The sequence below is a fragment of the Streptomyces sp. VRA16 Mangrove soil genome, from assembly GCF_017377775.1.
Lineage (GTDB): Bacteria > Actinomycetota > Actinomycetes > Streptomycetales > Streptomycetaceae > Streptomyces.
The window spans coordinates 1,113,023-1,131,091 of sequence record NZ_JAFVLN010000001.1 but is presented as its reverse complement, the minus strand read 5'-3'; the positions used below and the strand labels follow the sequence as shown (position 1 = coordinate 1,131,091).

Sequence of the window (18,069 nt, the reverse complement as noted above, 5' to 3'; positions counted from 1 at the left end):
ACCCGTCGCGTCCGAACGGACCGTCCTCGCCCTGTGACGCCCCGTCATCCCTGCAGTCCGCCTGCCCGCTCCCGCGCCAGGCATGCACGACCGCGTACGGACCCGTTCGGGCCATGGCTGCATCCACAGGGGCGCGGGCCGGGGAAAGGCTCACGAAGCCGTCCTGTTCCCCGGCCCCTCTGGAGTCCATCCGTGCGTGTCCGTGTCGTCCTGTTCACCTCCGACCTGCGGGTGCACGACCATCCACCGCTGCGAGCCGCCCTCGACGCCTCCGACGCGGTGGTGCCGCTGTTCGTGCGGGACCCGGGGATCGAGGCGGCCGGTTTCGCCGCGCCGAACCGGGAGGCGTTCCTCGCGGACTGCCTGCGCGACCTGGACGCGGCGCTGCGCGAGCGGGGTGGCCGGCTGATCGTGCGGGACGGCCCGGTGACGGACGAGGTCGCGAAGGTGGTGACCGAGACCGACGCGAGCGCGGTGCACGTCGCGGGCGGGGTGAGCCGCTACGCCCGCCGCCGTGAGGACGCCCTGCGGGACGCTCTGCGCGGGAGCGGCTGCGACCTGGTGGTGCACGAGTCGGTGGTCACCTGCGTGCCTCCGGGCGACGTGGTGCCCGCGGGCAAGGACCACTTCGCCGTGTTCACCCCCTACCACCGGAAGTGGGACCGGCAGCCGGTGCGGGCCGTGGTGCGGGCCCCGCGCGCGGTCACGGTCCCCGACGGTGTCGGCTCGGCCCCGCTGCCCACCCGCGGCGAGGTGCCCGGGGTGTCGCCGGGCCTGGCCGAGGGCGGCGAGAAGGCCGGGCGCGCCCTGCTCACTTCCTGGCTGCGCTCGGGGATCTCCGCGTACGAGGACCGGCACGACGACCTGGCGGGCGACGCCACCTCGCGGCTCTCCCCGCACCTGCACTTCGGCACGGTCGGCCCGGTCGAGGCGGTGCACCGGGCCCGGACGGCGGGCGGTCCCGGCGCGGAGGCGTTCGTACGGCAGCTGGCGTGGCGGGACTTCCACCACCAGGTCCTCGCCGCCCGCCCGGCGGCGGCGCACGCCGACTACCGTTCCCAGGGCGACCGTTGGCGCACCGAGCGGTCGGGGCGCTCCGCGCGCGAGGACATCGAGGCGTGGCGCGAGGGACGTACGGGCTATCCGGTGGTGGACGCCGCGATGCGGCAGCTGCGCCACGAGGGCTGGATGCACAACCGGGGCCGGCTGATCGTGGCGAGTTTCCTCACCAAGACGCTGTACGTGGACTGGCGCATCGGGGCGCGGCACTTCCTGGACCTGCTCGTGGACGGCGACACGGCCAACAACCAGTTGAACTGGCAGTGGATGGCGGGCACCGGCACGGACAGCCGTCCGAACCGGGTCCTCAATCCGCTGGCACAGGCGGAGCGCTACGACCCGGACGGTGTGTACGTGCGGCGCTGGGTGCCCGAACTGGAGGGTCTGAAGGGCGCCGCGGTGCACCGGCCGTGGAAGCTGACCGGCAAGGACCGGGCCGGGTACGACTACCCCGGCCCGATCGTGGATCTGTCGGACGGTCTGGCCCGCTTCAGGCGTGCGCGGGATCTCGACTGACCTCGGGATACAGCCGGGCGATCTGGCCGAGCGCCTGGGGCAGCGTCGCCGGGTGCAGCGCGCCACGCACCGTGCGGCCCGCCCAGCCGGGCCCGGCCAGCATCACGGCGGGCTTGCCGCGCGCGCCGCGCACCCCCCAGTGGGTCTCCGCGAGGTGCCGGGCCAGCGGCAGGCTCGCCGTCGAACGGGCCTGCGCCCAGAGCACGACGATGCGTGGCCCGGTCCTGCGGACGGCGGCCGAGACCGCCTCGACGGGCACGGCGGCCCCGAACATCCTTTGTGGGACGCCGAGTTCGTCCAGCCCCGCGCTGAGTGCCTCCAGCGGCAGAACATGCTGTTCGGCGGGTACGCAGGCGAGCACGAGCGGCGGCACGTCGGCCGGCGGCTCCACGGCGGCCACGGCCCGCTGCAGGGTGCGCGAGACGTGCCAGGACAGCAGGTGCTCGACCTCGACGTACCGGTCGCCCGCCTCCTCCCACTTACGGCCCACGGCGTGCAGCACCGGCACCATCACCTCCTGCCAGGCCGCCACGAGCCCGTACCTGGTCACGGCCTCGCTCAGCAGGGTGTGCACGGTGGGCGCGTCGAGGCGGGTGGCGGCGCGCGAGATGCCCCTGTACTCCCGTTCCAGCGCGGCCGGTGACACGGGCGCGGCGCGCCGTCCGGTCTGCCGCGGTACCCCGACCGGTTCCACCACCACCAGCCGTTTGCGGGCCAGTCGTGCGGCCTCCGCGGGCGGCAGGCCCGTCGTGGTGAGCCGGCACATCTCCTCGACGACCGCGATGTCCTCGTCCGTCCACCGGCGGTGACGGCCCGTCGACCGGTGCACGGGTCCGAGCCCGTAGCGCCGGTCCCAACTGCGCAGCGTCGTCGGGGACACCCCCAGGCGACGTGCGAGGGCGCCGGTGGTGACGCCGGGCCCTTCCTCCGCTTCCTGTACCGCTACCGGTTGCGCCTGTGGTGCCGCTCGCCCCTCGTCCATCGGCTCACGATACGACGCACAACCGATGCGAGTTGCCGGGTTTCCCGAGTGGTTTCCAGGATGACCGGGCCGTGGCCGGACGCACGGTCCGTCCGTCCGGCCACGGCCGGTTCCGGACAGGTTCACGACCGTTTCGAGGAGTTGACGAGGCATCGATGGGCACAGCGGCGCGACCGGACGTCCACGACCCGCGGGAGGCGTCGGAGGCCGCTCTGGCCGACGGCCTGGCGGCCGGCGACGCCGGGTGCACGGCCGAGCTGTACCGGCGCTGGGCCCCTCTGGTGCGCCGGCTCGCGGGGCGCGCGCTGGGTGACAGCGCGGAGGCGGAGGACGTGGTGCAGCAGGTGTTCCTCGCCGCGTGGCGCGGGCGCGGCGGCTACCGGCCCGAACTCGGCTCCACCGCGGCCTGGTTGGCGGGGATCACCCGTCGCAGGGTCGCGGACGCGCTCACCGCGCGGACCCGCCGCCACGCCTTGATCGAACTGGCCGCCGCCCGGTACGTGCCGGACATCGCGACCTCGGAGTCGGTGCTCGACCGGGTCGTGGTGACGCAGGAGCTGGCGCGGCTGCCGCTCGCCCAGCGCACGGTGCTGTGCCTGGCGTTCTACGAGGACCTGACGCAGCCGCAGATCGCCGAGCGCACCGGCTGGCCGCTCGGCACGGTCAAGAGCCATGCGCGGCGCGGCATGCAGCGTCTGGGCACCCGGCTCGCGCCCGCGCACGGCGACGCGAGAAAGTCCCGCACCGGTGCATCCGGATGACCCTCGGAAGGCGAAGTACCTGAGCGCCCCGCTTGACGGGGCCGTCCGGAAACCGGGCAGCCCGGACCCCGCTGCCCGGCGGCCCTGGCCCTCAGCGGAGTCGGCGCCGCTGAGGACCACGCGTGGGCGGCACCCTGGCGGTGCCGCCCGCAGCATGCCGCCCGGGAGCGGAGCGGACGGGCCACGGCTAGGGTTGTTGATCATGAATGCCCCTTCCGTGCACTTCCGTGACCTGCCCGAGTCCGACATCGAGCGTGCCCTGTCGCTCGCGTACCTCGTCTTCCACGAGTCCCCCGAGAGCGACAAGCGGCGCCACCACGAGAAGCTGCTCACCACATGCATGCGGATCGGCGCCTACGAAGGCGACGCGCTGGTGGGCTTCGCGGCGGCGCACCCCTTCACCCTGTCCGTGCCCGGCGGCCGCGAACTCCCCTGTCCGGGACTGACGTTCGTGTCCGTTGCACCCACCCACCGCAGGCGCGGCTTACTGTCCGGGATGATCGACGAACTGTTCGCGCGGTGCGGCCGCGAGGGCGCGCCGATGGTCGCCCTGTGGGCGTCGGAGGCGTCGATCTACGGGCGCTTCGGCTTCGGCCCCGGCACGTACGGCGCGACGGTGGAGATCGACGCGCGCCGTCCGCTGGCCCTGCGCCTGTCCCCCGATCCCCGTCCGCTGCGGCTGGTCGACGCGGCCGCGGCCCCCGCGCTGCTCGCCCCGTACTTCGAGCGGACCCGGGCCGTACGGGCGGGACGGCTCGCGCGCACGCGGGACTGGTGGTGCGAGGAGTGGCTGGCGGAGAAGGACGAGGAGGACGAGGAGTTGTCGCCGCCGCGCGTGGTCGCGCTCGGTGAGCCGCTCGCCGGGTACGCGATCTACCGCACGAAGTCGGGCGACGCGTCGACGCGCCGGCGGGGCTCGGTCCGGGTGGACGATCTGGAGGCCGACTCCCCGCAGGTCGCTGCGGCGCTGTGGAGCTATCTGGTCTCGATCGACCTGACGGACCAGGTACGTGCCTGGGGGCGTCCGCTGGACGATCCCCTCATGCTGTTCGCTGCGGACCGGGACCAGGTGCGGGTCACCGAGGAGTTCCCGGCGCTGTGGGTGCGGCTCGTCGATGTCCGGGCGGCGCTCGCGGCGCGCTCCTGGGCCGCGCCGGTGGACGTGGTCCTGGAGGTCCGCGACGAGCGACTGCCCGGCAACGCGGGCACATTCCGGCTGATCGCGTCGCCGGACGGCTTCTCGTACGCGCCGGCGTCCGACGCCCCCGACCTGTCCCTGGAGGTCCGGGATCTGGCGAGCGTCCACATGGGTGCGGTGAGCGTGCGCGCACTGGTGGCCGCGGGTCTGGTGGCCGAGCACACGCCGGGCGCGGCGGCGATGCTCGACGCCGCGCTGGCCGTGGGGCTGCTGCCGCACACGGTGGACGCGTTCTGAACTCCCGCCACGGAGGCGGGAGTTCAGGCTCCGTGCGGTGTCAGCAGCCCATCGTCCAGGTGTGGGAGTCGCCGCTGTCGTTGCCCCAGCTGTCGTAGGGGATCTCTTGACCGGGGGCGAGACACACGGTGCCAAGGCCGATCAGGCCCGGGTTCTCGTACACCTGGACGTGGTCCTTGATGCCGGGGCCGGAGATGCCGTGGTTGGCCCACGAGGAGTCCTCGTCCTGGATGCCGGGCTCCCAGTCGTGGTCGTCGCCGGACCAGTTCCAGCGCATCCCGGTGTAGTTGGCGTCGGTCCAGGCGCAGAACTCGCCGCTGGGGCACTGGGCGGCGTACGCGGTGGTGGTGACCGCCGCGCCGCCGAGGGCGAGGACGACGGCGGCGGCGAGGGCGAGCGGATGCTTCATGCGGTTCCTTTACTGGTGGGTCGCTGACCGGTGTACCGGAGTCAGCCGATGGTGCGCAGGACGCGCGTGGAGACGCCGAGCGCGTGGGTGCGCAGCCGGCGCCATTCGGTCAGCTCGGCCCGGTGCCGTGCGCGCACCGAGGCGAGCGAGCGGTGCCGGTAGGCGGCCTCGGGCCGGAGGTTGTTGACGACGGTCGAGACCTCGAACCAGCGCCTCTCGTCTCCGTAGAGCGTGCGCTGGGCCGCGGCGAGACAGCCGTCGGTGTGGGCGCGGACGGGGATGCCGTTCGCGAGGGTCAGGGACAGTTCGGCGGGCGGCGTGCCGAACAGGGCGTCGGCGACGCGCCGTTCGTCGGCCTCGCTCTTCGCGTGCCGTCCGGGCCGGGGCGGGGTGAGACCCCGGTCGGTCAGACAGCGGTCGGTGAGCGCCTGCTGGGCCGCCTTGATCGTGTCGTCGGTTGCCAGGGCGGGGCGCTCCGGCCGGCTCGTGCAGCCGGTGAGCAGCAGGGCGCCGACCACGAGCGCGAGCGCCCAGGTGCGGTGACGGTGGGTCATGGCCGGGTCAGCCCTGCTCGCACCCCATGGTGTTGTCGCTGACGCCGTCGAGTTTTCCGGCCCACTCCCAGTTCTCGGAGTAGTCGTCACGCCGGATCTCCCGGTAGAGACATCCGGAAGCGGTGTAGCTGATGGCGTAGACGCTGTTGCCGACGCGGGAATCGAAGGACGCCGCGTGCCGCTGCGTCCCGTTCTCGGCCTCCGCGTAACCGGGTGGCGCGTAACACCAGGCCTGGCCGTGCTGGCCGGGTTCGGTCCAGAAACAGACCTGTCCCGGGCCTTTCGCGGCCGTCGCACCGGACGCGGTCGGCACCACGGCCGCCGCGACGGCGAGGAGGGTGAGGGCGAATGCGGATCTGCGTTTCATGTGGGCCCCGAGGTGATCGTTCTCACTGTGCGTGACCACACTCCCCGCGCACTCGCACGATCAAGCGCACGTTCACCCTTGACGGTCATTACTCATGACTTCATACGGGTACGGAAGCGGTCACGGGAGCCTTGGCGCGCGGCTGGGTGCGGGCCATGCGCAGGGCGTCGACGGATTCCGCGAGGAGTTCGTACTCGGTGGTGTCGTCGCGGGTGGCGACCCGCACGAGGCGGCCTGCCGCCAGCTCCTCCGCGACGCGTTCCTGGTGCTCGGTGTCCGCGCACCAGGCCCGCAGCAGGGCGGGCACGTCGGGGGTGTCGGCGGCCACCGGCATCAGCGCGCCCTCGGGCAGATGCGGCAGGCCGGGGCGCGGGTCGAGCCGTTCGGCGATCCAGGTGGCGCGGTCGCGCAGCCACCACAGGGCGAGCGGGAGGGTCGGAGCGCGGTAGGTGCCGAGCGGGACGCCTACGCGCCGGCCGCCGCATATTCCGTATGCCGTGACATGGCACAGGAATTCGTCGTGCACGATCTCCCCCATTGCCTGGCGCCATTGATCACTAACGCGGTGGCGTGTGATCAGTAATCGACCGCAACGGCGGAGCGGTCCGGGCAATTGGTCTCCCGGCTTCCGCGACACGCCGTTTCCGCACAATGTTCAACCGTCCCACTCGTCGAGTATCGGCACTTACCGCTCTCTGTCACCATGCTTTTCACGCCAGTCTCCTGGCATATTCCGCGGCTTCATTGGCCGAAAGGCGCTAGGTCGACGACACTGCACTCCATGCACTCACACGACGTTCTCATTGACGGCTACAACCGCATTAAGGAAGAGGTGCACGCGGTGCTCGACGGGCTTTCCGTCGACGCGCTGCACGCGCGGCCGGGCGGCGAGGCCAATTCCATCGCCTGGCTGATCTGGCATCTGACGCGGGTGCAGGACGACCATCTCGCGGACGTGGCGGGGATCGAGCAGGTATGGCTCGCGCAGGGCTGGGCCGAGCGTTTCGATCTGCCGCTCGCCGAGACGGACACCGGGTACGGGCACACGTCGAAGCAGGTCGGCCAGGTGCGGGTCGCCTCGGGCGAACTGCTGGCCGACTACTACGACGCGGTGCACGAGCAGACGCTCGGCCATCTGGCGGGGCTGAAGGCCGCCGATCTGGACCGGATCGTCGACGAGCGCTGGGACCCGCCGGTGACGCTCGGTGTGCGCCTGGTCAGCGTGCTCAGTGACGATCTGCAGCACGTGGGGCAGGCGGCCTACGCGCGCGGCCTGATCTGATCACCCCCTGGGCGCCCCGCGTCAGTTCAGGCGCTCCAGGAGGCGGATCGTGACGGTGTCGCCCGCCTCTTTGCCGATCGCGCGGCGCACGTCGGCCTTCACCGGCAGCTTGTGGCGGCCGTCGCCGAGCGGCATGAACGAACTGCGGAAGGGGTGGCCGTCGACCGTGCCCCTGACCTTCACCAGGCCGCGGGTGCCGAACCGCTCGACGCTGCGCGGCCAGACCGCGTAGGTCCAGCCGCCGGGATTCGGGCTCTTCTCCAGGACGGCGCTGAACTCCTCGTTCAGCGCCGTTCCCACGTTCGCTTCCGCACTCATCCGAGCCTCCGGTCGTCGCGCGGCGGGGCGTGCGCCCCGCTCCCTCCTGTCGACCATGCCGGGCCCCGGAACTCATCGCACCTCCACAGGTCTTGACAACTCGATTGGTCTGGACCAACTTTGGCGCACGACATCGGTGGCCACCGTCGTCCACATCCGCCCCTCTCCTCTCCCCCGGAGGCACTCTGTGGACCGTGCACGTCATGGCAGACCCGGCGCTCCCCGGCGCCTTGCCGCGGCGCTCGCCGTCACTTCGGCCGCGGCACTCGGCGTCACCGCTCTCGCGGCTCCCGCGCAGGCCGCGGACGTCAACGTCGCCAAGAACGCCGGCTTCGAGTCGGACCTGAGCAACTGGACCTGCGCCGCGGGCAGCGGCACGACCGTCACCTCCCCCGTGCACGGCGGCGCCAAGGCGCTCAAGGCGACGCCGACCTCGCAGGACACGGCCCAGTGCACCCAGACCGTCGCCGTGAAGCCCAACTCGACCTACAGCCTGAGCAGTTGGGTGCAGGGCAGCTATGTGTACCTGGGTGCGAGCGGCACCGGCACCACGGACGTCTCCACGTGGACGCCGGGCTCCTCGTCCTGGCAGCAGCTGACCACCAGCTTCACCACCGGCGCGAACACGACGTCGGTCACGATCTACACGCACGGCTGGTACGGGCAGGGCGCGTACTACGTGGACGACGTGAACGTCTTCGGGCCCGACGGGGGCGGCGGCAGCGACCCGGTCCAGATACCGGCGGCGCCGGGCGGCCTCGCCGCGGGCGTGACCACGGCCTCGTCCGTGGACCTGTCCTGGACCCCGGTCTCCGGCGCCACCGGCTACAACGTCTACCGGGACGGCACGAAGGTCGCCTCGGCCACGGGCGCCTCGGCAACGGTGAGCGGGCTGGCCGCGGACACCTCGTACAGCTTCCAGGTGACGGCGACGAACGCGGCCGGTGAGTCGCCGAAGTCGACCGCGGTCACCGCGAAGACCGCCACGAGCGGCGGTGGCGGAGGCGGCGGGACGGTGCCCGCGCACGCGCTCACCGGCTACTGGCAGAACTTCGACAACGGCGCGACGGTGCAGAAGCTGCGGGACGTCTCCTCGCAGTACGACATCATCGCGGTGTCGTTCGCCGACGCGACGACCACGCCCGGCCAGATCACCTTCAACCTGGACCCGGCCGTCGGCTACGCCTCGGCCGCCGACTTCAAGGCGGACATCGCCGCGAAGCACGCGGCGGGCAAGTCGGTGGTCCTGTCGGTCGGCGGCGAGAAGGGCAGCATCTCGGTCAACAGCGACGCCTCCGCGACGGCGTTCGCCGACAGCGCGTACGCGCTGATGCAGGAGTACGGCTTCGACGGCGTCGACATCGACCTGGAGAACGGCCTCAACTCGACGTACATGACGAAGGCGCTGCGTGCGCTGGCGGCGAAGGCCGGCTCGAAGTTCGTGCTGACGATGGCGCCGCAGACCATCGACATGCAGTCGACGTCGGGCGAGTACTTCAAGACGGCGCTGAACGTGAAGGACATCCTCACGGTCGTCAACACGCAGTACTACAACAGCGGTTCGATGCTGGGCTGCGACGGCAAGGTGTACAGCCAGGGCTCGGTGGACTTCCTCACCGCGCTCGCCTGCATCCAGCTGGAGGGCGGGCTCGACCCGTCGCAGGTCGGGCTCGGGGTGCCGGCGTCGACCCGCGCGGCGGGCAGCGGATACGTGGACGCGGCGACCGTGAACAACGCCCTCGACTGCCTCGCCCGGGGCACGGGCTGCGGGACCTTCAAGCCCGCGAAGACGTACCCGGGGCTGCGCGGCGCCATGACGTGGTCGACGAACTGGGACGCGACGGCGGGCAGTACGTGGTCGAACTCGGTGGGTCCGAAGGTGCACAGCCTGCCGTAGCGCCCCGGTCGCGGGGCCCCGTGGTCAGCCGCCCATGAAGAGCATCGTGCCGTCGGGGCCGATCGCCTCGACCCGGGCGCCGTGCTCGACGGTGCGGCTGACCGTGCAGTACTTCTCGTGAGTCAGGCGGACGCCGCGTTCGAAGGCGTCCGCCGCTTGCGTGTCCCCGTCCGGCAGGGCGAGTTCGTACGTGACGCGGACGGCGCCCACCCGTCCGTCGTCCTCGGGCCGGGACACGGACTCGACGACGATGCGCAGGTCGTCGTGGGGGACGGTGCGGGCGGTGCGGTCGACGACGAGGCCGCCGCAGCCGCCGAGCGCGGCGAGCAGGAGTTCCACGGGGGTGAAGGAGGGTTGGGCGGCGGAGTCGGCGGGGGCGATGCGGACCTCGGCGCCCCGGTCGTTGCGCGCGCTCCAGTCGCGTTCGCCGTTGCGTACGGTTTCGATGCGGTAGTCGGCCATGGCGGAACCGTAACCAGAGCTACGGGATCTGGACGTCGCCCCGGGTGGACGAGGCGAGCGTGTCGCGGTGGGCGAAGTCGCCGGGCGGGATGCCCGGGTGGTGCCCCGCGGGCGCCACGGACTCGGTGGTGGCCGCGGGGCCGAGGGTGAGGCGGGAGACGATGCGGTAGCGGTCGCCGCGGTACAGCGAGTGGACGTACTCGACGGGACGGCCCTCCGTGTCGGAGGTGAGCCGCTCGAAGAGCAGGGCCGGGGAGAGCTCAGGAACGTCGAGCAGTTCGGCCTCGGCGCGGGTGACGACGGTCGGCTCGATGGCCTGGACCGCTTCGCGGACGTGAACGTCGTGGTGGGTCCGCAGATGCTCGTACAGGTCTCCGCTCTCCAGCTCCTGCGCGCTGAGGCCGGGGACGAGATCGGCGCGGATGTGCAGATGCTCGATGGCCATGGGCGCGCCGTCGACGAGCCGCAGCCGGGCCACGTACACGATCTTCGCCGCCGGTGACAGGCGCAGTCTGCGGCCGACGCGGGCGCCGGCCTGGATGGTGGTGAACTCCAGGAGCCGGCTCGACCAGGCGCCCGCGGCCTGCGGCACCGTCAGCGCCTGTTCCCCGGAGCCGAGTTCCTGGGTGATCTTCTCCGGAGCCACGAACATTCCCCGGCCGTGTTCGCGGACGAGAAGCCCGGCGACGACCAGTTCGTCGACGGCGGCGCGCAGGGTGGGCCGGGAGACGCCGAACCGGGCGCAGAGGGTGCGCTCGGAGGGGATCGGGTCCCCGGGGCGCTGCGACTCGATCAGTTCGAGGATGCGGTCGCGCACCCGCTCCCGCTTGAGCACCGCTCCCGGCGCCCGCTTGTCCGCGTCGGCGTTCACGCCCGCCCCCTTGTCTCCCGTACGACCAGTTGTCTGACCAGTTCATCACGGCGGCACGTAGATCGACAACAAACCTCGCAACTGCCCAGCTTTCATTGCGGGGTTGACGTGCTCAATGGTCTATGCCAGCTTTCTCCCTCACCAGAGGTCACCTGACCAGTTGGAGAACTGGTCAGGTCCGGCATCCCAGAGGTGAACCGTGAAGCTCCGCTTGCTCGCCGGTGTGTCCGCGTTCGTCGCGCTCACCGGGCTCAGCGCCTGCAGTTCGTCCGGCTCCGACAGCGGGAAGTCCGCCGACGGCGGGCGGACCGCCATCGATGTGTGGCTGATGCGCGACAGCGTCTCGGCCGCCTTCCAGAAGGACTTCGAGAAGGGCTTCGAGGCCGCGCACCCGGACATCGACGTACGGATCCAGATCCAGGAGTGGGACGGCATCGGTGGGAAGGTCACGGCCGCTCTGGCCAGCAACGACGCCCCCGATGTGATCGAGACGGGCAATACGCAGGTGGCGCAGTTCGCGCAGAGCGGCGGCCTGCTCGACCTCAGTGACAAGGTCGGCGAGCTGGGCGGCAAGGACTGGCTGAAGGGGCTCGCGGAGCCGGGCGCGTACGAGGGCAAGCAGTACGGGATCCCGTACTACGCGGCGAACCGGGTGGTCGTCTACCGCAAGGACCTCTTCGCGAAGGCCGGCGTCGACGCGACGAAGATCAAGACCCGTGACCAGTGGATCGCCGCCACGCGCAAGCTCGACAAGGGCTCCCAGCAGGGCATCTACCTGCCCGGTCAGAACTGGTACGCCCTGTCCGGCTTCGTTTGGGACGAGGGCGGCGACCTCGCCACGGAGTCGGGCGGCAAGTGGAAGGGAGCCCTGGACACCCCCGAGGCGCTGCGCGCCATGGCCTTCTACGAGAAGCTCCAGGCGCTCGGCAAGGGTCCGAAGGACTCCGACGAGGCGCAGCCGCCGCAGGCCGAAGTGATGGCGAAGGGGCAGGTGGCGCAGGTCATCAGCGTGCCCGGTGGCGCCAACGTGGTGACGCAGAACAACCCGGACCTGAAGGGCAAGTTGGGGTTCTTCCCGATCCCCGGGAAGACCGCACAAGCGCCGGGAGCGGTCTTCACCGGCGGTTCGGACCTGGTCGTTCCGAGCGTGTCTCAGCACCACGACGCCGCGTACACGTTCATCAAGGAACTCACCGGTGACGCCTGGCAGAAGAAGCTCGCCCTCGCGATGAGCTACGTACCGAACAAGACGTCGCTCGCGAGCGCGGTCGCCGGGGACCCGGGCGCCTCGACGATGGCGGTCGGCGCGGCCGTCGGGCACGCGACGCCGAACACGCCCCAGTGGGCGGCGGTCGAGGCGAAGAATCCGATCAAGGACTACATGACGGCCGTGCTGACGGGCGGGGACCCACGGCGCGAGGCGAAGAAGGCGTCGGACGCGATCACGTCGGGGCTGAACTCCTCTTTGTGACCGACCGGTTCATGACCGCCCGGTTCACGACCGCCCCGTATTTGACCGCCTGGTACCTGAACCCCCGGAACCTCACCCCTCATCCCTCACCCGAAAGGAGTGTGCGCCGTGTCGGTCGTCCGTGAACGGACCGCCCCGCGCCCTCTCGCCCGGCCCCCGCGGCGCCCGCCGGGCCCGTCCCGGCGCGCCACGACGGCGGGCATCTGGCCCTATCTGCTGGTGGCGCCCGCCGTGCTCGGCATGCTGTACCTGCTGGTCTATCCGCTGGCGCGGGCGATCCTGATCTCCTTCCAGGACTTCGGGCTGCGCCAACTCATCCTGGGCCACGCCCGGTTCACCGGCTTCGACAACTACCGGGCGCTGCTCTGCGCGCCGGAGTTCTGGACGGTCGTACGCCGCACGTTCCTGTTCATGGCCGTCAACGTCGTGCTCATCATGGTCCTCTCGACGCTGGTGGCGCTGATGGTGGAGCGCCTGGGCCGGTTCGGGCGGACCGCGGTGCTCAGCGCCCTCGTGCTGACCTGGGCGATGCCGGTGGTCGCGGCGACGACGGTGTTCCAGTGGCTGTTCCACTCCGAGTTCGGGGTGGTCAACCACGCGCTGACCGGGCTCGGCCTGCAGCAGTTCGACGGGTATCCGTGGCTGGCGCACGGCCCGGCGGCGTTCTCGATCCTCGTCGCCCTGGTGGTGTGGCAGTCGGTGCCGTTCGCGGCGATCACGCTGTACTCGGCGCTCACCACCGTGCCGGCCGAGCTGTACGAGGCGGCCCGGATCGACGGGGCGTCCGGGGCACGGATCTTCCGCTCGGTGACGCTGCCGATCGTGCGGCCCATCTTCATGCTGGTGCTGTCGCTCGAAGTGATCTGGACGTTCAAGGCGTTCGTGCAGATCTGGGTGATGACGCGCGGCGGCCCGGGGGACGCGACGACGATCCTGCCGGTGTACGCGGTGCAGACGGCGCTCGCCGGACAGCGCTACGACCTCGGTTCGGCCGCATCGATGATCACGGTGCTGCTGATGTCCGGGGTGCTCGTCGCCTACTTCTGGCAGATGTTCCGTCAGGAGGCCGAGCGGTGAGCGCCTCACGCGCGCTGCGCCGCGTCCCGCTGAACGTCGCCGCGACCGTGACCGTCGTCGTGTGCCTGTTCCCCGTGTACTGGATGGTGGCGACGGCCTTCAAGCCGTCCCGGGACATCCAGTCGGAGCATCCCCGACTCCTGCCGGGGAGCTGGACCCTGGACCACTTCCGGCGAGCCGTCGACGCGGACGGCTTCGGTCTGTTCTGGCGCAACAGTGTGCTGGTCACGCTGGGCGCGGTGGCGCTCTCCCTGGTCGTCGCGCTCGGCGCTTCGTTCGCGGTGGCACGGATGCGGTGGCGCGGGCGCCGGCAGTTCATGCTGATGGTGTTCGTCGCGCAGATGGCACCCTGGGAGTCGCTGATCATCCCCGTGTACATCATCTCGCGGGACACCGGGATGCTGGACCGGCTGCCGACGCTGACGCTGGTCTACTTCATGATGACGCTGCCGTTCACGATCGTGGTGCTGCGCGGCTTCATCGCGACGATCCCGGCCGAGCTGGAGGAGTCGGCTCAGGTCGACGGGTGCACGCGCCTCGGGGCGTTCCGGCACATCGCGTTCCCGCTGCTCGCGCCCGGTCTGATGGCGACCTCGCTGTTCGGCTACATCACGGCGTGGAACGAGTTCGCGTACGCCAACTTCCTCATCATCAAGGAGCAGAACCACCGGACGCTGCCGGTGTGGCTGTCCTCGTTCCACAACACGTTCGGCACGGACTGGGGCGCCACGATGGCCGCCTCCACGCTGTTCGCGCTGCCCGCCCTGGCCATCTTCCTGCTGCTGCAGCGGCATGTGACGTCGGGGTTCGCGGCCGGCGCCGTCAAGGGCTGAGCCCACCCCCGTCAGCTCTCCTCCCGGAGGTTCCTCGTGCCCGCACACCTGCCCCCGCTCATCCCCCTGCCCACTCAACTCACGCACCGGCCGGGCCACTTCAGCCTGGGCCCCGACACCACGGTCCGCGTCTCCCCCGGCGCCGAGCCGGCCGCCGATCTGCTCCGCACGCTCCTCGCTCCCGCCACCGGGCTGCCGCTGACGGCGTCCCCGGAGGGCTCCTTCGTGCTCGCCCTCGATCCGGATCTCGGCGGTCTGGGCGCGGAGGGGTACGGGCTCACGGTGGCCCCGGACGCGGTGCTGCTGCGGGCCGCACAGGTCACGGGGCTGCTGCGCGGCGTCCAGACGGTGCGCCAGTTGCTGCCCGAGCAGGCCCTCTCGGACACGCCGCAGTCCGGCGTCCCCTGGCGGCTGCCCTGCGCGGAGATCACGGATGTGCCGCGGCACGTCTGGCGCGGCTTCATGCTCGACGTCGCACGGCACTTCCAGCCGGTGTCGTTCCTGCGCCGGTACGTGGATCTGCTCGCCCTGCACAAACTGAACGTGCTGCATCTGCATCTCACCGACGACCAGGGCTGGCGGATGCCCGTGGCCGCGTACCCCCGGCTGACCGAGGTGGGCGGGCGGCGCTCCGGACCCGTCCCGCACGAAGGGGCGTACACGCGGGAGGAGTTGAGGAGCCTCGTCGACCACGCCGCGGCCCGCGGGGTCACCGTCGTCCCGGAGATCGAGATGCCGGGCCATGCGCGGGCCGCCCTCGCCGCCCACCCGGAGCTCGGCAACGTTCCCGGGCGGCGCCTCGACGTGTGGTCGCGCTGGGGGGTGTGCGACACGGTGTTCGGCGTCCACGACCCGGTGCTCGACTTCTGCCGCACGGTCCTCGACGAGGTCGTCGACGTCTTCCCGTCGCCGCACATCCACATCGGCGGGGACGAGTGCCCCACCACCGAGTGGGCGGCGAGCCCGGTGGCCCGCTCCCGCGCCGCCGCCGAGGGTCTCGCGCACACGGACGCGCTGCGGGACTGGTTCCTCGGCCGGATCGGCGCGTTCCTCGTCGAGCGCGGCCGCACGCCGGTCGCGTGGGCCGAGACCGGTGAGGGACTGCCGCCCGAGTTCACGGTGATGACCTGGCGCGACCCCGAGCACACCCGGATCGCGCTGAAGCGCGGGCACAGCGTCATCAGCTGTCTGCACCGGGCCACGTATCTGGACTACGCGCAGTCGGACGCCCCCGCCGATCCGGCCGCGCAGCAGGGGCCCGTGGTCGGCCTGCGCGCGGTGCACGAGCACGATCCGGCCGGCGACGACATCGACACCGCCGGACGGCTCCTCGGCAGCCAGGCCCAGCTGTGGACCGAGTACGTCCGCACGCAGGAGCACGTCGACCGCATGACCTTCCCCCGCCTGTGCGCGCTCGCCGACCGCGCCTGGCACGGCGACCCGCCCTGGCCGGACTTCCGGGTCCGGCTCGGGGCGCACTCCGCCCGGCTCGCCGCACTCGGTGTGCGGCACGGGCCGCTCGACCCGCACGTCCCCATCCCCCACCGTTCCGGAGAGGAACTGTCATGAGAAGGACGACCAGGACGAGAACGACCCTCGCGTGCGCCGTCGCCGCGGCGCTCGGCTGCGCGAGTCTCATCGCGGGCCCGACAGGTGCCACGGCGGCCGACGGCGGTCTGACCGTGCAGTACCACGCGGGCAGCACCGGCACCGACCAGGCGGAACCCTGGCTGAAGGTGACGAACGCCGGCTCCTCCGCCGTCGCGCTGAGCGGGGTGAAGCTGCGCTACTACTTCAAGGCGGACTCGGCGAGCGCGAGTTATCGCTTCGCGTGCTCGTGGGCGGTGAGGGGCTGCGCCGACATCACCGGCACCTTCGGGACACTCGCCCACCCGACCGCGACGGCCGACCGGTACCTGGAGATCGGCTTCACGTCGGGCGCGGGCTCGCTGGCGGCCGGCGCCGACACCGGGGATCTGCAGCTGCGCTTCTACCGCTCCGACTGGCAGCCGCTCGACCAGAACGACGACTACTCGTTCGGGGCCGCGCAGACCTCGTACGCGAGCTGGCCGAAGGTGACCGCGCAGCTCGGCGGCGCCACGGTCTGGGGCACGGCCCCCGAGGGCAACGACCCGACCGACCCCACCGATCCCACGGACCCCACCGATCCGCCCGCCGACGGGGCCACCCTCTTCGACGACTTCGACTACAGCGCGTACGACGACCCGGACATCGCGGCCCACGGCTGGAGCGTGCGCTCCACCTCCGGCGGCCCCGGGGTGCCGGGCGCGACCTGGGCGCCGCAGAACGTGACCTTCTCCTCCACGGCGGGCAACTCCGTCATGAACCTGGAGACGTCGACGTCCGGGACCGGCGAGAGCACGAAGCAGACCGAGGTCCTCACCAAGGCGACCAAGTTCAAGAACGGCACGTACGCGGCCCGGGTCAGGTTCGCGGACGCCCCGAAGAGCGGACCCGACGGGGATCACCTCGTCCAGACGTTCTTCACCATCAACGACCTCAAGGCACCGATGGCGGACGACTACGCCGAGTACGACTTCGAGTATCTGCCGAACGGCGGCTGGGGCGAGCCCTCGAACATCCTGTACACGACGTCCTGGGAGACCTACAACCCCGATCCGTGGCAGGCCGTGAACCAGCACACCGAGGGCCGGCAGAGCTACGACGGCTGGCACGACCTCGTGCTCACCATCGACAACAGCTCGATCCGCTACTACATCGACGGGCAGCTGTTCGGCACGCACGACGCGGCCTATCTGCCCGAGCGGCCCATGTCGATCAACTTCAACCAATGGCTGATCGACCTCGCGGGGACCACGAGCACGGCTCCGCGCGCGTACGACCAGCAGGTCGACTACGTGCTGCACGTGAAGGACCAGGTCCTCACCCCGGCGCAGGTGGCGGCCGAGGTGTCCGCCTACCGTGCGGCCGGGACGACCTTCGAGGACACCGTCCCGTCGACGTGATCCGGAGGTGAGCGGGGAGTCCGCGCGCCCCACACGCACGGACTCCCCGGTGGTGCTTCCCTCCCCTGACGGCCGGCCCGGGAGTCGGCGGCGGCCGCCGCGGCCCCGAGTCTGCCGCGCCGCGGCCGGGAACTCATCCCCCACCCCCGGCTTTCGGTAACTTTGCGTGTTGAATCAGTGGCGAGAAGTCACGGAAACGGAGCGTCAGGACCCTTGCCGCGCAAGGGAGTTGCGTCCGCGAACGACGCCGCCTGGCGGGAACCCTCCGCCTCAACTAAGGCCGGAACTCTGCGTGGGCAAGCGCTTGCCGCACCGGCCGCAGTACGCCGCCGCCGGGTCCTCGGCGGCCCGGCCGCACTCCTCGCAGATCCGCGGCAGCAGACACGGGGCCTCGCCGCCCTCCGCGGTGACCGGGGTGGTGGCGCGGTGGATGGTCATGCCGGGTCGCCTGCGGTGGGCGGTGAGATAGACCAGTCCGTCGTCGCCCGCGGTGACGGCGCGCTGCTCGCCACGCGGCACGAACAGCAGCGTGCCCGGCGTCATCTCCTCCTCAGTGCCCGCGCGGTGCAGCGTGCCGTGGCCCTCGGCGACGAAGAGGAGGACGTCGAGGTCGGGTTCGACGTGCGGGGTGCCGCTCGCGCGGGGCCGCAGCCGGATGACGTTGGCGTCCAGCTGCCGGGCGGCACCTTCGAGGCGCCACAGCGCCCCGGTGGCGTCCGCTTCGGCGGCGGCGAGGACGTCGGCGAGGGTGACGTGGGCGGCGGGCATGGTGTCGGGCTCCTCCGTTG

19 protein-coding genes are annotated in these 18,069 nt (G+C 71.6%); 10 read left to right on the top strand and 9 right to left on the bottom strand.

Going from position 1 to position 18,069, the window contains the following annotated elements; all coding sequences use genetic code 11:
- The first annotated feature begins 192 nt into the window (after positions 1-192).
- The gene (locus J3486_RS05025) at positions 193-1,575 is read left to right on the top strand and encodes a deoxyribodipyrimidine photo-lyase (protein WP_207818687.1); all 1,383 of its coding nucleotides are present in this window, start codon (positions 193-195) and stop codon (positions 1,573-1,575) included.
- On the opposite strand, the gene J3486_RS05020 is transcribed toward J3486_RS05025, so the two are convergent.
- Positions 1,550-2,557 (bottom strand): MerR family transcriptional regulator, encoded by a 1,008-nt coding sequence (locus tag J3486_RS05020; RefSeq protein ID WP_207818686.1) that lies wholly within the window; start codon positions 2,555-2,557, stop codon positions 1,550-1,552. The genes J3486_RS05025 and J3486_RS05020 overlap by 26 nt on opposite strands.
- Positions 2,558-2,712: 155 nt before the next feature.
- On the opposite strand from J3486_RS05020, the gene J3486_RS05015 reads away from it, so the two are divergent.
- Positions 2,713-3,318 (top strand): RNA polymerase sigma factor, encoded by a 606-nt coding sequence (locus tag J3486_RS05015; protein ID WP_207818685.1) that lies wholly within the window; start codon positions 2,713-2,715, stop codon positions 3,316-3,318.
- Positions 3,319-3,520: 202 nt separating this feature from the next.
- Positions 3,521-4,753 (top strand): GNAT family N-acetyltransferase, encoded by a 1,233-nt coding sequence (locus tag J3486_RS05010; protein WP_207818684.1) that lies wholly within the window; start codon positions 3,521-3,523, stop codon positions 4,751-4,753.
- A 40-nt stretch (positions 4,754-4,793) separates the two neighbouring features.
- Here J3486_RS05010 and J3486_RS05005 read toward each other — a convergent pair whose 3' ends face one another.
- The 4 genes from J3486_RS05005 to J3486_RS04990 form a co-directional block, all read right to left on the bottom strand.
- A complete protein-coding gene (locus J3486_RS05005) occupies positions 4,794-5,162 on the bottom strand; it encodes a peptidase inhibitor family I36 protein (protein ID WP_207818683.1) in 369 nt (122 codons plus the stop codon).
- Positions 5,163-5,203: 41 nt separating this feature from the next.
- A complete protein-coding gene (locus tag J3486_RS05000; RefSeq protein ID WP_207818682.1) occupies positions 5,204-5,716 on the bottom strand; it encodes a hypothetical protein in 513 nt (170 codons plus the stop codon).
- A gap of 7 nt (positions 5,717-5,723) precedes the next feature.
- Complete coding sequence (locus J3486_RS04995) at positions 5,724-6,083, bottom strand: hypothetical protein (protein WP_207818681.1); 360 nt, start codon at positions 6,081-6,083, stop codon at positions 5,724-5,726.
- A gap of 100 nt (positions 6,084-6,183) precedes the next feature.
- Complete coding sequence (locus J3486_RS04990; protein ID WP_207818680.1) at positions 6,184-6,609, bottom strand: hypothetical protein; 426 nt, start codon at positions 6,607-6,609, stop codon at positions 6,184-6,186.
- Between the two features lie 255 nt (positions 6,610-6,864).
- Between J3486_RS04990 and J3486_RS04985 the strand changes: the two genes are divergently transcribed.
- Positions 6,865-7,365, top strand: coding sequence for a DinB family protein (locus J3486_RS04985; RefSeq protein ID WP_207818679.1), 501 nt, complete (start codon positions 6,865-6,867; stop codon positions 7,363-7,365).
- Positions 7,366-7,386: 21 nt separating this feature from the next.
- Here J3486_RS04985 and J3486_RS04980 read toward each other — a convergent pair whose 3' ends face one another.
- The gene (locus tag J3486_RS04980) at positions 7,387-7,683 is read right to left on the bottom strand and encodes a DUF1905 domain-containing protein (RefSeq protein ID WP_207818678.1); all 297 of its coding nucleotides are present in this window, start codon (positions 7,681-7,683) and stop codon (positions 7,387-7,389) included.
- A 187-nt stretch (positions 7,684-7,870) separates the two neighbouring features.
- Here J3486_RS04980 and J3486_RS04975 point away from each other — a divergent pair, with 187 nt between their 5' ends.
- The gene (locus J3486_RS04975; protein WP_207818677.1) at positions 7,871-9,580 is read left to right on the top strand and encodes a chitinase; all 1,710 of its coding nucleotides are present in this window, start codon (positions 7,871-7,873) and stop codon (positions 9,578-9,580) included.
- A gap of 24 nt (positions 9,581-9,604) precedes the next feature.
- Here the strand turns inward: J3486_RS04975 and J3486_RS04970 are convergent, their stop codons facing one another.
- Together J3486_RS04970 and J3486_RS04965 are read right to left on the bottom strand one after the other, a co-directional pair.
- Positions 9,605-10,042, bottom strand: a complete 438-nt coding sequence (locus J3486_RS04970) for an OsmC family protein (protein ID WP_207818676.1) — start codon at positions 10,040-10,042, stop codon at positions 9,605-9,607.
- 19 nt (positions 10,043-10,061) lie between these two features.
- Positions 10,062-10,913, bottom strand: a complete 852-nt coding sequence (locus J3486_RS04965; RefSeq protein WP_207818675.1) for a GntR family transcriptional regulator — start codon at positions 10,911-10,913, stop codon at positions 10,062-10,064.
- 199 nt (positions 10,914-11,112) lie between these two features.
- Between J3486_RS04965 and J3486_RS04960 the strand changes: the two genes are divergently transcribed.
- From J3486_RS04960 to J3486_RS04940, 5 genes are all read left to right on the top strand, one after another.
- Positions 11,113-12,384, top strand: coding sequence for an extracellular solute-binding protein (locus J3486_RS04960; protein ID WP_207818674.1), 1,272 nt, complete (start codon positions 11,113-11,115; stop codon positions 12,382-12,384).
- Positions 12,385-12,492: 108 nt separating this feature from the next.
- On the top strand, positions 12,493-13,461 hold the full coding sequence (locus tag J3486_RS04955; protein ID WP_207818673.1) for a carbohydrate ABC transporter permease: 969 nt from the start codon (positions 12,493-12,495) through the stop codon (positions 13,459-13,461).
- A complete protein-coding gene (locus J3486_RS04950) occupies positions 13,458-14,294 on the top strand; it encodes a carbohydrate ABC transporter permease (protein ID WP_207818672.1) in 837 nt (278 codons plus the stop codon). Before J3486_RS04955 ends, J3486_RS04950 begins: the two co-directional genes overlap by 4 nt.
- Positions 14,295-14,330: 36 nt before the next feature.
- Positions 14,331-15,863 (top strand): beta-N-acetylhexosaminidase, encoded by a 1,533-nt coding sequence (locus J3486_RS04945; RefSeq protein WP_207818671.1) that lies wholly within the window; start codon positions 14,331-14,333, stop codon positions 15,861-15,863.
- Positions 15,860-17,281 (top strand): cellulose binding domain-containing protein, encoded by a 1,422-nt coding sequence (locus J3486_RS04940; RefSeq protein WP_207818670.1) that lies wholly within the window; start codon positions 15,860-15,862, stop codon positions 17,279-17,281. Before J3486_RS04945 ends, J3486_RS04940 begins: the two co-directional genes overlap by 4 nt.
- A 270-nt stretch (positions 17,282-17,551) precedes the next feature.
- Here the strand turns inward: J3486_RS04940 and J3486_RS04935 are convergent, their stop codons facing one another.
- The gene (locus J3486_RS04935) at positions 17,552-18,049 is read right to left on the bottom strand and encodes a cupin domain-containing protein (RefSeq protein ID WP_207818669.1); all 498 of its coding nucleotides are present in this window, start codon (positions 18,047-18,049) and stop codon (positions 17,552-17,554) included.
- Positions 18,050-18,069: the final 20 nt, after the last annotated feature.

Excerpts from the sequence above, each read along its gene's own strand:
- J3486_RS05020 (WP_207818686.1), bottom strand. The coding sequence starts at position 2,557 with ATGGACGAGGGGCGAGCGGCACCACAGGCGCAACCGGTAGCGGTACAG.
- J3486_RS05015 (WP_207818685.1), top strand. The coding sequence starts at position 2,713 with ATGGGCACAGCGGCGCGACCGGACGTCCACGACCCGCGGGAGGCGTCG.
- J3486_RS05010 (WP_207818684.1), top strand. The coding sequence starts at position 3,521 with ATGAATGCCCCTTCCGTGCACTTCCGTGACCTGCCCGAGTCCGACATC.
- J3486_RS05005 (WP_207818683.1), bottom strand. The coding sequence starts at position 5,162 with ATGAAGCATCCGCTCGCCCTCGCCGCCGCCGTCGTCCTCGCCCTCGGC.
- J3486_RS05000 (WP_207818682.1), bottom strand. The coding sequence starts at position 5,716 with ATGACCCACCGTCACCGCACCTGGGCGCTCGCGCTCGTGGTCGGCGCC.
- J3486_RS04995 (WP_207818681.1), bottom strand. The coding sequence starts at position 6,083 with ATGAAACGCAGATCCGCATTCGCCCTCACCCTCCTCGCCGTCGCGGCG.
- J3486_RS04985 (WP_207818679.1), top strand. The coding sequence starts at position 6,865 with ATGCACTCACACGACGTTCTCATTGACGGCTACAACCGCATTAAGGAA.
- J3486_RS04980 (WP_207818678.1), bottom strand. The coding sequence starts at position 7,683 with ATGAGTGCGGAAGCGAACGTGGGAACGGCGCTGAACGAGGAGTTCAGC.
- J3486_RS04970 (WP_207818676.1), bottom strand. The coding sequence starts at position 10,042 with ATGGCCGACTACCGCATCGAAACCGTACGCAACGGCGAACGCGACTGG.
- J3486_RS04940 (WP_207818670.1), top strand. The coding sequence starts at position 15,860 with ATGAGAAGGACGACCAGGACGAGAACGACCCTCGCGTGCGCCGTCGCC.
- J3486_RS04935 (WP_207818669.1), bottom strand. The coding sequence starts at position 18,049 with ATGCCCGCCGCCCACGTCACCCTCGCCGACGTCCTCGCCGCCGCCGAA.